13 protein-coding genes and 1 pseudogene are annotated in these 13,958 nt (G+C 41.7%); all 14 read right to left on the bottom strand.

Annotation, left to right across the window (positions count from 1 at the left end; genetic code table 11):
* Positions 1-663, bottom strand: a 663-nt coding sequence (locus PAN06_RS09495) for a PucR family transcriptional regulator (protein ID WP_269796179.1), incomplete at its 3' end; no start/stop codon positions are given.
* A 3-nt stretch (positions 664-666) separates the two neighbouring features.
* Complete coding sequence (locus PAN06_RS09490) at positions 667-1,053, bottom strand: Mini-ribonuclease 3 (RefSeq protein WP_269796178.1); 387 nt, start codon at positions 1,051-1,053, stop codon at positions 667-669.
* Positions 1,046-2,389, bottom strand: coding sequence for a cysteine--tRNA ligase (gene cysS / locus PAN06_RS09485; RefSeq protein ID WP_269796177.1), 1,344 nt, complete (start codon positions 2,387-2,389; stop codon positions 1,046-1,048). Before cysS ends, PAN06_RS09490 begins: the two co-directional genes overlap by 8 nt.
* Positions 2,390-2,624: 235 nt before the next feature.
* Positions 2,625-3,242: a serine O-acetyltransferase gene (gene cysE, locus PAN06_RS09480; RefSeq protein ID WP_042751585.1), complete on the bottom strand. Its 618-nt coding sequence runs from the start codon at positions 3,240-3,242 to the stop codon at positions 2,625-2,627.
* A 15-nt stretch (positions 3,243-3,257) separates the two neighbouring features.
* Positions 3,258-5,471, bottom strand: a complete 2,214-nt coding sequence (gene pnp, locus PAN06_RS09475; protein WP_261182017.1) for a polyribonucleotide nucleotidyltransferase — start codon at positions 5,469-5,471, stop codon at positions 3,258-3,260.
* A gap of 367 nt (positions 5,472-5,838) precedes the next feature.
* Positions 5,839-6,705, bottom strand: coding sequence for a methylenetetrahydrofolate reductase [NAD(P)H] (gene metF, locus PAN06_RS09470; protein WP_000089967.1), 867 nt, complete (start codon positions 6,703-6,705; stop codon positions 5,839-5,841).
* Positions 6,706-6,807: 102 nt separating this feature from the next.
* Positions 6,808-9,057, bottom strand: a complete 2,250-nt coding sequence (metE, locus tag PAN06_RS09465) for a 5-methyltetrahydropteroyltriglutamate--homocysteine S-methyltransferase (RefSeq protein WP_269796176.1) — start codon at positions 9,055-9,057, stop codon at positions 6,808-6,810.
* A gap of 572 nt (positions 9,058-9,629) precedes the next feature.
* Positions 9,630-9,923, bottom strand: coding sequence for a helix-turn-helix transcriptional regulator (locus tag PAN06_RS09460; protein ID WP_269796175.1), 294 nt, complete (start codon positions 9,921-9,923; stop codon positions 9,630-9,632).
* Complete coding sequence (locus PAN06_RS09455) at positions 9,913-10,278, bottom strand: type II toxin-antitoxin system RelE/ParE family toxin (RefSeq protein ID WP_000556942.1); 366 nt, start codon at positions 10,276-10,278, stop codon at positions 9,913-9,915. The genes PAN06_RS09460 and PAN06_RS09455 overlap by 11 nt, the downstream gene beginning before the upstream one ends.
* Before the next feature lie 156 nt (positions 10,279-10,434).
* Positions 10,435-10,800: a TIGR02328 family protein gene (locus PAN06_RS09450; RefSeq protein WP_269796174.1), complete on the bottom strand. Its 366-nt coding sequence runs from the start codon at positions 10,798-10,800 to the stop codon at positions 10,435-10,437.
* The gene (locus PAN06_RS09445; protein WP_269796173.1) at positions 10,784-11,188 is read right to left on the bottom strand and encodes a YbgA family protein; all 405 of its coding nucleotides are present in this window, start codon (positions 11,186-11,188) and stop codon (positions 10,784-10,786) included. Before PAN06_RS09445 ends, PAN06_RS09450 begins: the two co-directional genes overlap by 17 nt.
* Before the next feature lie 94 nt (positions 11,189-11,282).
* Positions 11,283-12,884: a type I restriction-modification system subunit M gene (locus PAN06_RS09440; RefSeq protein ID WP_269796172.1), complete on the bottom strand. Its 1,602-nt coding sequence runs from the start codon at positions 12,882-12,884 to the stop codon at positions 11,283-11,285.
* 29 nt (positions 12,885-12,913) lie between these two features.
* Positions 12,914-13,741, bottom strand: coding sequence for a hypothetical protein (locus PAN06_RS09435; protein WP_269796171.1), 828 nt, complete (start codon positions 13,739-13,741; stop codon positions 12,914-12,916).
* A gap of 1 nt (position 13,742) precedes the next feature.
* Positions 13,743-13,958, bottom strand: a pseudogene (locus tag PAN06_RS09430) (hypothetical protein); the annotation flags it as partial.

Genomic DNA, 13,958 nt, shown 5'->3' with positions numbered 1-13,958 from the left:
CATCTGGTGTAGACACTCCTTTATTGCCTTCAAGTCCACGAGCCTTTCTCCCATACTCCAAAGATAAAGCTGAGAAAAGGTATGAACACCTTGGTGACCATGACGCCACCAAGTCTTAAACAAATCGCGCTCTGCTTTGATTAAGTCTGATAGTGCTTGATGTCCTGTCTGAGACCAAATCTGGCCCAACATGATAGAGAGACGAAGTCCAAAGTCATACTCAACCGCTTCAATCGTATCACTTAAAATAGCTCGTACAGAGGTGTATTTGTCTTGTTGAAGTACGAAAACATAGTCCTGAGCTCCGACCTGTAGCACTGTCTGACAGTTCGGAAAAAGAGTCCGCATCATATCCAGCCAAGAAGCTAGATTTTCTTGCTGAAAATAGGAAAGATGACAATAAACCAACTGAATCTTTTTAAAAGTTTTCGGCGCCTGTCCCTTCCCCTCAACCAGATAAGAATACCAAGGATTGAGCGAACGAGCCTGCTCCTGCTGGGTCAAAAGCGAAATCAACTGCTTTTCACGCTCACTGAGTCCAGCTTCCTCCAGCAAAATCCATTGCTGAGAAGCTAAAGGGAGCGTGAGATAGCCTTCTTTCTCTACTGGTTGGTCTGAAATCTGAGCTTCAGGAAACCAGTCTTGTAATTCTTTTGCTATCATGTCCTAGCCCTCCACTTTTTGGATGCACCATGAAATCAAGCTCTCAAGACGTTCCAGATTTTCAGTCATATGGAGATAACCCATGACTGCTTCAAAACCTGTGGACATACGGTAAGTCACCACATCAGCATTTTTGGCCTTGGTGTGGCTATTGGTATTGCGACCACGTTTGTAGATTTCCTCTTCTTTTTCCGTCAGGATTTGCTCCTCTAACATAAGGGAAATCAGGCGAGCCTGAGCTTTGGCTGACACATACTTGGTCGCTTCTTGGTGGAGTTTATTGGGCTTGGTGATGCCTTTGAGGATGAGGTGGCGGCGAATATACATGGAATACACCGCGTCCCCCTCAAAAGCTAACGCAATCCCGTTAATGAGATTGACATCAATCACGTGTCCACCTCACTCCATCCTTGGTATCAAGGAGCTTAATCCCTTGAACAGCTAGTTGGTCACGGATCTGGTCCGCTGTCGCAAAGTCACGATTGGCACGTGCTTCTTGGCGTTTTTGGATCAAGGCTTCAATCTCTTCATCCAAAACTTCTTCGACAAAGACAATCCCAAAGACTTCTAACATATCCGCAAGAGCTTCCTTAACACTTGCATCATAATTGCCAGAGTTAATCCATTTGGCCATTTCAAAGACTACTGTAATACCGTTGGCAGAGTTGAAATCCTCATCCATAGCTGCTACAAACTTATCTTTAAAGGCCTGTAACTCTTGAGCATCTACAGTTCCAGTAAATGGTTGCTCGTAAGTATTTTTGAGATACTTGAGATTGGTCTCTGCATCCCGCACTGCCTTTTCTGTAAAGTTGATAGGCTTGCGATAATGTTGAGTCGCAAAGAAGAATCGAAGGACTTGCCCATCAAGAGTGTTAAGGGCATCATGTACGGTAATAAAATTGCCCAAGGATTTGGACATCTTGACATTGTCGATATTAACAAAACCATTGTGCATCCAGTAGTTGGCAAAGGTCTTGCCTGTTTTGGCTTCTGACTGGGCAATTTCATTGGTATGGTGTGGAAACTCTAGGTCGGCTCCACCACCGTGGATATCAATGGTATCACCCAAAATCTCTGTTGACATAACCGAACACTCGATATGCCAGCCCGGACGACCAGGTCCCCAAGGACTGTCCCAAGAAATCTCGCCTGGTTTGGCAGATTTCCAGAGGGCAAAGTCTACAGGATTTTCCTTACGAGCTGTTTCTTCATCGGTACGACCTGAAGCACCTAGCTCCAAATCTTCCAAGGTTTTATTGGCCAACTTAGCATAGTTGTGGGATTTTTCCACACGGAAGTAAACATCCCCTTGGCTCTCATAAGCAAAACCTTTTTCAATCAAGTCTTCCACAAAGCGGATGATATCCGCCATAAACTCCACTACACGCGGATGGCGAGTCGCAGGTTTGACACCCAAGGCCGTCACATCCTCACGAAAGGCAGCGATGTACTTGTCCGCAACCTCCTGAGGCGTTATACCTTCTTCCTTGGCACGGTTGATAATCTTATCATCTACATCCGTAAAATTGGAAATATAGGCAACCTCGTACCCACGATACTCAAAATAGCGACGAATGGTGTCAAAAGCCACTGTTGAGCGGGCATTCCCCACGTGGATATAGTTATACACGGTTGGCCCACAAACATACATCTTGACCTTGCCGTCCTCAATTGGGACAAATTCTCGCAAATCACGAGACATGGTGTCATAGATTTTAATCATAAAATAATAGTCAGGAAAACTAAAATCCGAGAACAGTTAGTTTCATCACTAAGAGTTCAATTGAATTTCAGTCCGAATATCTCTACACTTCGGAATCCCTTGCTCCTTTCTAAAAAGTAAAAGAAGAATCAAATAAATGCAAGAAAAGGGCTGACAGTCGCCCTTTTGCTTTACGACCTACTCAGTCGAATATCGTCTTTTAAAAAATGTTGATAGATAAAAGAATCATAATAATTTAGAGCCCCGACGATCTGTGACTGGCTTCTTTAGCCTGCTCGAGTTTATTGACGTAGTACTCTCGTTTTTCTTCGACTTCGTGGATCGTCGGTTCATCCTTCTGTCCATGAACTCGGACAATCTTGGCCGGAATACCGACAACCGTCACATCACTAGGTACATCTGCTACAACAACTGCTGCTGCACCGACCTTGGCATTTTCGCCGATTTCAACGGGTCCGATGACTTGGGCATGAGCCGATATGAGAGCTCCCTTTCGAACGGTCGGATGGCGTTTGCCACAGTCTTTCCCTGTTCCCCCAAGAGTCACCCCATGATAGAGGAGAACTCCCGTCTCAACGATAGCCGTCTCTCCAATCACCAGACCCGAACCATGGTCGATAAAGACACCTGAATCAATCTGGGCACCTGGATGAATCTCAATCTGAGTCCAAAAGCGCCAGAACTGACTGTGCATACGAGCCAGTAGTTTGAAGCCATGCTTCCAGAGAAAATGCGAGAGACGGTGGGCCGCCAAGGCCTTGACACCTGGATAAGTCAGCAAAACCTCCAAAGTGGTGCGGGCCGCTGGATCATTTTCTTTTACGATATCAATGGTTTCGCGCCACCATCCCATACATTTCTCCTTTTCTTATTCTGAATCTTTTGGTGTTTCTGTAAATTCTTTCTTAGGTTTGTGATCCTTGTGATAACGTGGGCGATGAGGTCTCTCAGACTTTTCGCCTTTTTCATCACGTTCAGGTTTTGGAGGACGAGGAAGAAGGGCTTTCATAGAAGCATCCACACGTCCTTTTTCATCAATCTTGATAACCTTAACATCAACTTCATCCCCGATTGCTACCAAGTCTTCGACATTATTGGTACGCGTCCAAGCCATCTCAGAGATATGAACAAGGGCATCTGTCTTATCAAAGAGGTTGACAAAGGCACCAAATTTCTCGATACGAACGACTTTAGCACGGTAAACTTCATCCACTTTGGCTTCACGGACCAAACCAGCAATAATCTCTTTAGCACGATTAATGGCATCTTGATCGCTAGAGTAGATAGACACATTTCCTTCTTCATCGATATCAATCTTAACGCCTGTTTCAGCGATAATCTTGTCAATGGTTTCTCCACCCTTACCGATGACAATCTTAATCTTGTCCACATCAATCTTGATGGTATCAATTTTCGGAGCAGTTGGAGCCAATTCTGGACGAACTTCTGGAATGGTTGCTTCAATCACATCAAGAATTTCAAAACGCGCTTTCTTAGCTTGGGCAAGAGCCTCAGTCAAGATTTCTGCAGTAATCCCTTGAATCTTGATATCCATTTGAAGGGCTGTAATCCCGTCACGAGTACCTGCAACCTTAAAGTCCATATCTCCAAAGTGGTCTTCCAAACCTTGGATATCTGTCAAGACTGTGTAATTATTTCCATCTGAGATAAGTCCCATAGCAATACCAGCTACTGGCGCCTTGATTGGCACACCACCAGCCATAAGAGCAAGAGTTCCCGCACAGATAGAGGCCTGAGATGAAGAACCGTTTGATTCCAAGACCTCCGCAACCAAACGGATAGCATATGGGAATTCTTCCAAACTTGGCAAGACTTGAGCAAGGGCGCGCTCACCAAGGGCACCATGACCAATCTCACGACGACCTGGCGCACCGTAACGACCTGTTTCCCCTACAGAATATTGAGGGAAGTTATAGTGGTGCATAAAGCGTTTCTTGTACTCTGGATCCAAACCATCAATGATTTGAGTTTCACCCATCGGAGCCAAGGTCAAGACTGAAAGAGCCTGAGTTTGCCCACGAGTAAAGAGACCAGAGCCGTGCACACGAGGAAGGAAGTCAACAACCGCATCCAAAGGACGGATTTCATCGACCTTACGACCGTCAGGACGAACCTTATCTTCTGTAATCAAACGGCGCACTTCAGCGTGTTCCATTTGTTCCAAAATTTCAGCCACATCACGCATGATACGGTCAAATTCTTCGTGGTCTGCATATTTTTCTTCGTAAACGGCAGTAACTTGGTCCTTAACTGCTTGAGTTGCAGCTTCACGAGCCAATTTTTCTTCTACTTGAACTGCCTTTTGGAGGTCGCTGTTGTAGGCTGCAATGATTTCAGCTTGTAAGTCAGCGTCCACATGAAGCAATTCTACTTCAGCCTTTTCCTTACCGACTGCTGCAACGATTTCTTCTTGGAAGGCAATCAATTCTTTGACTGCTTCGTGCCCTTTAAGGAGCGCTTCCAACATGATTTCTTCTGACAATTCTTTGGCACCAGATTCTACCATGTTGATGGCATGTTTGGTACCAGCTACTGTCAATTCAAGGAGAGATTGCTCTGCTTGTTCTTGACTTGGGTTGATGATGATTTGACCATCCACATAGCCAACCTGTACCCCAGCAATTGGTCCGTCAAATGGAATGTCTGAGATAGAAAGCGCTAAAGAAGAACCAAACATAGCTGCCATTGGTGCAGAGGCATTTTCATCGTAAGAAAGAACTGTATTGATGACTTGGACTTCGTTACGGAAACCTTCCGCAAACATTGGTCGGATTGGACGGTCAATCAAACGCGCTGTCAAAGTCGCATCCGTTGAAGGACGTCCTTCACGTTTCATAAAGCCACCAGGAAACTTCCCAGCTGCATACATTTTTTCTTCGTAGTTGACTTGAAGTGGGAAGAAATCCCCAGTCGCCATTTTCTTAGACATAACTGCTGCAGTCAAGACAGTTGACTCACCGTAACGTACAACAACAGAGCCATTTGCCTGCTTAGCAACCTGACCAGTCTCTACAATTAACTCACGACCCGCAAAAGTCGTTTGAAACACTTGTTTTGTCATTTTAATCCCCTTTGGATTGATGAAATTATACGCCTTGCCTACAAAAATCAGGATACAAAGGGCGTGAAGAATCCCGTATGAAAATAGGAGATTGACGCAGTGTGCGATGCACACTAGGAAATCTATCTTTTTCACTAGGGATTTAGCCCGTGTTCAACTATTTAGATACTTTGAAAAGTTTAAAAATATTATTCTTTAGTATTTTTCCTTTTTATAGCAGATTTGAATAGTTAAAAATCTGTTTATACCCTCATCTTTGTATCAAGTACGTACAGAGTCTATTTTATCATATTTTTCTTAAAAAGTGCGGTCTTTACCATTAAAAAGGAACCATTCCCCTCAGCTGAGAAGAATGGTTTGCTTTTTATTATCCTAGAGACTGATGATTAAACAAGGCATGAGTTGCTTGGTGAATGTATTTCGCTGTTTCAGCATTGTTCATAGTGTAGAGATGCACACCGGCAACATCCTGAGTTACCAAGTCCACGATTTGGTCCACTGCATAGGCAAGTCCTGCTGCTCTGAGCGACTCAGGGTCATGCTCATACTTGTCTAAGATGGCTTTAAATTTACGTGGAAGATGGATATTTTCACAAGTCTTCAAGAGACGGAGAGCCTGATTTCGATTCAGAATTGGCATAATCCCTGCATGAATAGGAACATCAATCCCAGCCAAGATGCACTTGTCTTGGAAATCATAGAAGCGCTCATTGTCAAAGAAAAGCTGAGTTACAAGGCTCGAACATCCTGCATCCACTTTCTTCTTAAGATTTTGAATATCTGAAATCTGATTTGGTGAATCTGGATGGCCTTCTGGATAACAAGCACCAACAATATCAAAGTGGGGAGCTTGCTCCTTGATGAACTCAATCAAGTCAGTTGCGTAGCGGAAATCCTTTTGTGGTTCCACATCTGGAATAATATCCCCACGAAGAGCCAAGATTTTCTGCACCCCAACCTTGTCCAAGTCAGCAATGGTTTCAGCAACCTTGTCCTTAGTCAAATAGATGGCTGGCAAGTGAGCAATAGTCGGAATCGCCAAGTCATTTTGGATAAAGTCAGCCAAACGAACCGTCGTTTCCTTGATATTAAATTTATTATTGCTGGCAGTTACACTGATAAAGTGGGGAGCCAACTCCTGCATATCTTGAAGAGCAGAAATAATGTTATCATTACCCACGGCTGGGTTGGGAGGGAACACTTCAAATGAGAGTGACGGTGTTTGGCGTGACATAGTCATTATCCTTTTCTAGTTGATTTTTTCGTTAGCTGGATTCCTAGAATCCAAGTGAAACAGGCAGATTGACCAAACAGTGCTTCTAGAGAAATCCTTATCTTACAATTTCTCACGCGCAGCTTTCGCTGCTTCCACAAGGCGGATCAAGCTTTCTTTTGTTTCTGGAATACCACGTGTTTTCAAACCACAGTCAGGGTTGATCCAAACTTTCTTGCTTGGCACTTTAGCAAGGATAGCTTCGATTGTATGGTCGATTTCGCCTTCATTTGGCACACGAGGTGAGTGGATATCGTAAACCCCAGGTCCCACTTCTGTTTGGAAGTTTTTCGCTTTGAGTTCGTCCAAGATTTCAAGATTTGAACGGCTAGCTTCAAAGGAAATAACATCTGCATCCATGTTGTCGATAGCTGGGATGATATCTGTAAATTCTGAGTAACACATGTGAGTGTGGATTTGTGTGTCTGGCGCTACTGTTGAGTGTACCAAGCGGAAAGCAGGAATTGCCCAGTCAAGGTAGTCTTCGTACCAGTCGCTACGACGGAGCGGCAATTTCTCACGAAGAGCTGCCTCGTCGATTTGGATGATCTTCACGCCAGCAGCTTCAAGGTCAAGAACTTCATCCTTGATAGCAAGAGCGATTTGAAGAGTAGAATCCTTGATAGAGATGTCTTCACGTGGGAATGACCAGTTGAGGATGGTAACAGGTCCAGTCAACATACCTTTAACAGGTTTGTTTGTACGGCTTTGTGCATAACTAGACCATTTAACAGTAATAGGGTTAAGACGAGTTACATCACCCCAGATGATTGGTGGCTTAACCCCACGCATACCGTATGACTGTACCCAACCATTTTTAGAGAAGAGGTAACCTGACAAGTTTTGACCGAAGTACTCAACCATGTCATTACGCTCAAATTCACCGTGAACAAGGACATCAAAGTCAATATCTTCTTGCCATTTGATCCATTCATCGATCGTTTCAGCAAGGAAAGCGTCGTACTCTTCTTGAGACAATTCACCTTTACGGTAAGCCAAACGTTTGGCACGAACTTCTTTAGTTTGAGGGAATGAACCGATAGTTGTTGTTGGAAGAGCTGGAAGTTTGAAAGCTTCTTCTTGGATAGCTTCACGTTCTGCAAATGCTGGCAAACGAGTGTAGTCTGCGTCTGTCAAGCTAGCGATGCGCGCACGAAGTTCCGCATTTTCACCCACACGCTCAGTCGCAAAGAGTTCTTTATTAGCTGCAAGTGCTTCTTCACCTTGACCATTGCGGATAGCATCCAAATCACGAATCTCATCCAATTTTTCAACTGCAAAGGCAAAGTGGTTCAAGATTGCTGGTTCAAATTCTTCGTTAGCTGTTGTAAATGGCACATGAAGAAGTGAGCATGAGCTTGTCAAGACAATGTTTTCAGCTGGAATTTGCTCAAGAATAGCCAAGCTCTTTTCGTAGTTGTTACGCCAGATGTTTTTACCATTGACAATACCTGCATAAAGAGTCTTGTCAGCTGGGAAGCCACCTTTAACCAATTCAAGAGTTTTCTTACCTTCAACGAAATCAAGACCGATAGCATCTACTGGCAATTTCACAAGGTCAGCGTAAACGTCACGAACGTCACCGAAGTAAGTTTGAAGCAAGACTTCAAGACCTTTTTTGTCAGCCAAAAGTTTATTGTAAAGGTTCAAGAAGAGAGCTTTTTCTTCAGCTGTCAAATCTTTGACAAGAGCAGCTTCATCCAATTGGATACGAGTCGCACCAAGTTCAACCAATTTAGCAAAAACTTCTTGATAAGCAGCCACTAAGCTATCTACGAAGTCTTCTGCTTTCACGCCTTCTTCAAAGTCTGACAATTGAAGGAAAGTGAATGGACCTACAAGAACTGGGCGAGTGTTCAATCCAAGTTCTTTTGCTTCTTGGAACTCATCAAAAATCTTGTGACCTGCAAGTTTGACTTGAGTGTCTTTTTCAAACTTAGGAACGATGTAGTGGTAGTTGGTGTTGAACCACTTCTTCATTGGAAGGGCGCGAACATCCCCTTTTTCTCCTTGGTAACCACGACCCAAAGCGAAGTAGCGCTCAAGGTCAGACAAGTCCAAGTTTTGAACTGAAGCAGGTACCACGTTGAAAAGGAAAGCTGCATCTAGGAAGTTGTCATAGTGAGAAAAGTCATTTGATGGAATTTCAGTGATGCCTTTTTCTTTGACAATGTTCCAGTGTTTAGCACGCAAGTCTTTTGCGGCTGCCAAGAGTTCTTCTTCTGAGATTTCTTTTCTAAAGTATTTTTCAGTTGTAAATTTTAATTCGCGGAATTCGCCCAAACGAGGGAAACCGATGATTGTAGTTGACATGATGTGTCCTCCAAAATTTGTTGTTGAAACTATCTTAACAGAAAAGAAATCATCTGTATAATTGTAAAAAATTAGGCTTTGATATAGTTTGAAACTATATCTCCGTTTTAGACAAAAGAAAAAGACTTGAGACAAATGCCTCAAATCCTTTGTGTATCCTGTTTTTTAACTATATTTCAGTTAGACTGGTCAAACGCGTTATTAGTAATTCTTATAAGTGACTATGACTTGTTATTAGAAAAGACTATAGGTTGATTTTTCTTTTGTAATTCTGATATTTCCCTGAAAAGTGCGGACGGGAGCAACTTACTTCGTAATTTCATCCCTAATTTTTGAGCACTTCGCTTTTTCATTTCTATGCTCAGGCTAAAATAGTTCCCCGAACTATTTTACTCTCAAAAATTCTGTTATAGATAATAATAAATTATTATCTATAATACCACTATAGCGGGAAATATCCGCTAAAAGCTCACTTCGTTCGCACTTGATATAAATAAAGCATAATTTTTCTATATTATACACTTGAGGTACTATAACTGTTAAATTTGTTAAAGTTTTCCAACCTCTTCCTATCAACTCTTTCTCTGTTCAAGTGGGACGACTGCTAGTGTCTTTCCTAAACTGGCTAAAACTTTCAAGACTGTATCCAACCGAGGACTTGTCTTTCCTGTTTCCATCCTAGCTATGACAGGCTGGCTCACTCCACTGAGTTCCTCTAGCTTTTTCTGGCTGATTCCTTGCTCATGTCTGGCTTCAATCAACTCACTCATGATAGCCACTCGCATATCACTTTCAAGTATTTCCTCCTTGGTAAAGAGTTCTGACCTGACATCCTTCCAGTTACTCCCAATAGCACTATTCTTCATCACTTACCCCTCTTTCTTTTAAGTCCTTCAGTTCACGCTTGGCTTTTTCAATTTCTCTTCTAGGAGTTTTCTGAGTCTTTTTGACAAAATGATGTAAAAGAACAAAACTACCATCAAGCCACGCTACAAATAAAATTCGATCTCTCAAAGGTCTTAGTTCCCATATCTCATCTTCCAAGTGTTTCATATAGGGTTCCCCAGCTCTGGTCCCTTGCTGACTAAGTAACTCGATATAGTCATTTAGTTTATTGAGTTTGATGCGGCTATCCTTACTTTTACGACAGGCCAATTCTCTCATATAATCCAAGACTGGCTCATTTCCATTTTTGTCCTTATAGAAGTAAATCGTATGCACCAAGCAACCTCTTTCTAATTAAATTATAACTCAAAAGTTATTAAAAGTAAATCTGAACACTCATAAAAAGAAGACCTTAGAAAAACTCTAAAGGTCTCATCTTTATTATTCGAAAAAATTACGAGAAGAGTTATAAATTGAAGGCAATCCTTACTATTATTCCAGCTCAATCCCCTTCTCTCGAAGATTTGCCAGACACTCCTCATAGTAGGTAGCATCATGCTCGCTATAGATAGGACTTTTTAGCTTTTCCTCTACTAAGTCTTGATAAGAAGGACAAATCTTACCACGGTAGTTCTTGTCCATCCACTCTGGACTGACCTTATAGCCTCGGTTAGCCATCTCCTTCATGACCAAGTCATGATAGGCATAGAGACAATAGGGCGAGTGGGTAAAGACATAGTCCACCGTTGCATGCTTTCTGCCCCAACCATTGCCACGGAGGGCACAGCACTCTCGATGTTGTCCCAAAAGTTGAGGACGCGGAAGTTGTGAAATCAAATCCTCATGCCAAAGTCTCATGGGAATCTCCTTTCAGTAACGTTGAATGTTGCAAATAGGTATTTGGATAGCGTTCAAGCAAATCTCGGGTTTTAGCAATCACATCTTCCTTGTAAGCCTGACCAAATCGATAACGATCCAGCAAGAGCATATAGTCCTTGCGTTCGGCATCTGTCGCTTTCTTTTTGAAATAGCCCCAAATATGCTGAAAGGCATTGCAAACCTGACCTCTATGCTCAGGAATTTGGCAGGCACGGTCAATCATCTCCTGAACCCGACTCACCTCCACCTGTTCATTCTTCAAGTATTGACGAATCTCATTGTAAATATTGCTAGAATGACTCAAAACGAGGTATTTGTTTCTCGCCCAGAGTTGCTGGCACTGGGATTTTGGGTTAGTTTGTTCCATCTTTCTCCTTGCTTTTTATCAGTTTCCAGGAAATATGGAAACAAAGTTGTATCTTAAAAATGAGTGGAATATGAACGAATAAATCAACTACATCTTACCCTTCAAACTCTTGCAAAAACTTTTTGAGTTCAGCATCGGCTTCTGGTGTGGTTCCATGTAGTTGACCGAGCATTTCAAGTAGAGAAGCTGTTTGGTTTTGGATTGCTTCATTTGTTGTGTTAATCTTGCTGACGATATCTGTCAGTGGTTCGACTTCTTCTTCCTCGAAGGTATCTACATAGCGAGGGATATTGAGATTGTAGTCATTTTCGACGATTTCTTCATAGCTTGCCAGATGGGCAAACTTGTCAATCTCCTCACGTGACTTGTAGGCTTCCAGAATTTTCTCGATATGAGCATCCGTCATGATATTCTGATTTTTCCCCTTATCAAACTCCTTAGAAGCATCGATAAAGTAGACATCACGATTGGTACGATTCTTTTTGAGAATGATAACCGTGGTCGGAATGCTGGTATTAAAGAAGATATTGGCAGGTAGACCGATAACCGTGTCAATCGCGCCTTCTTCTATCAAGGCCTTGCGAATGGTTCCTTCCGCATTGCCACGGAAAAGAACACCGTGGGGAAGAACGATAGCCATAACTCCATTATCCTGCTTGAGATGGTAGTAACCATGCAAGAGAAAGGCAAAATCAGCCTTGGATTGGGGCGCTAGTTTCCCAAAAGGAGAGAAACGAGAATCATCCAAAAATTCAGATCTAGCAGACCACTTGGCAGAGTATGGAGGGTTCATGAGAACCCCGTCAAAGTTTGTCAGTTCTTGAGTCGGCCAGTCTTCATCCAGTGTATCGGCATTGTGGAGAAATTGATTTTCAACAGGAACACCGTGTAGAATCATGTTCATCCGAGCCAAGTTATAAGTAGAAGTATTGAGTTCCTGACCAAAGTAGACCACTGTCTGCGGTTTATGAGAGTATTTCTTGGCATTGAGCAAGAGAGAGCCGGACCCCATGGTCGGATCATAGATGGTAAAGCCTAGCTGGTCCTCACGACCCAAAAAGGCAATCTGAGTCATGAGTTTGGCAACTGGCTGAGGTGTATAAAACTCACCAGCTTTCTTACCCGAGTCGGTCGCAAACTGACCAATCAGATACTCATAAGCATCCCCCAGCATATCACCCGCATGACTAGCCACATCTAGCACAGCCAACTCTTTCATAATCGCCGCCACCGTTTGGTTTTGCTTTTGCGGAGTCGCCCCTAGCTTTTTGGAATAAAGATCAATATCTTCAAAGAGGTTTTCATAGAGTTCGTCGCTCTGCTCGATATCACGAAAACCCTGAGCCAAATATTCTAACTGAAAAGAATTTTCATTGACACGTGCTAGCAGAGCCGTAAATGTCAGGTTAGGCTTGATGATATAGTTAAGCTCATCTTTTATAACAGATACCAGATCTTCATGAGTCTCCGCATCCTCATAGTAATTGCGATAGACCTCAAGGGCATCCTCAAGACTATCTATCCCCTCTTCCATGGTCTCAGCCACGAAAAAGAGCATCTTGTCTGACAGATACTTATAAAAGACCATGCCCAAAAGATAGGACTTATATTCATTAGCATCCATCTTAGAGCGGAGAACATCCGCTGAGTCCCACAGGGCTTGGGAGAGCGACTTGGAAGTTTGTGTTGTTTCCATAATGTTTCTTTCTAATTTACTTTCTTAGCTTAATTTAATTTTTTTGCATGGTTAGCTTCCATTTTATGATGAGTTATTGGATTTGTATATAACCGTCCTAGTGCTAACTTTAGTAAACATGTTAATTTTCTATTACTATCAATTATAAAATTTTGATTCTCATCTAACTCAAATTCCTGATTAGGATACTGACTGTAAGATCTCAACAAAGTCTTTTTAACACCTATATCATTCAAATCTATTCCATAATCTTTTAAAACTGCTAACATCTTTAAGTTATTAGTCTTAATTTCAAAATCTGAAACAAAACTCACTAGATTAAATTGTTTAAACTCATCAACTTCTGCCTGACTTGCTATACGATAGTAATCATCAATCCCCTTGAATAAGCTCCGAATCGTTCTAAAATTTTTAAAATACAATCTATCATTTCCATCAAAGTATGCATCAATTACAGATTTTAATTCTATACCATTTTCGATTATTGTTCTTTCTGGTTTTCCAATGTTGGGTATCCATTTTAAAATAGATTTATCAACCATTCTCTTTGACTTAGTGATTTTTTGGAAAACTAAACCATCATTTTCAACTTTTCGAAAAATCAAATCAATTTTTGTGAACTCCTCTTCAGTCACATCATTTAAGCTTACAGTACTTAAAAACTTGTCACCATACTCTGTTACCATAGACATATGAATATCATCAATTTCAATATAGAACCAATCCTCATGTTCTAATTGTGCTTCTGGATCAAACTTTATAATATTGTCAGGTTCAATCGTTGGGGCAACTAGTTCTGAAATATCGTCCGAGTTATCTAATTTTCTATATTTCTGATCCACTTTTACTAAAAACATATTACTCCTTCTCCAAAAAAGTAAAATTATTTATTCTTACTAAATTCTTAATTTTACCAACTTCTTTTACATCATTTCTCTTACTGTAAATTATATAAGTATTACCAACCTTATCTTGTACCTTATAATACCTATATTTAAGTAACCAAATAAGATTAAAATAATAAGATTTTTCCATTAAAACAAACCATATCCCAAATATAAATAACACAATAAA

Source organism: Streptococcus sp. SM3 (assembly GCF_027497875.1).
This window is presented reverse-complemented; position numbering and strand designations above follow the sequence as displayed.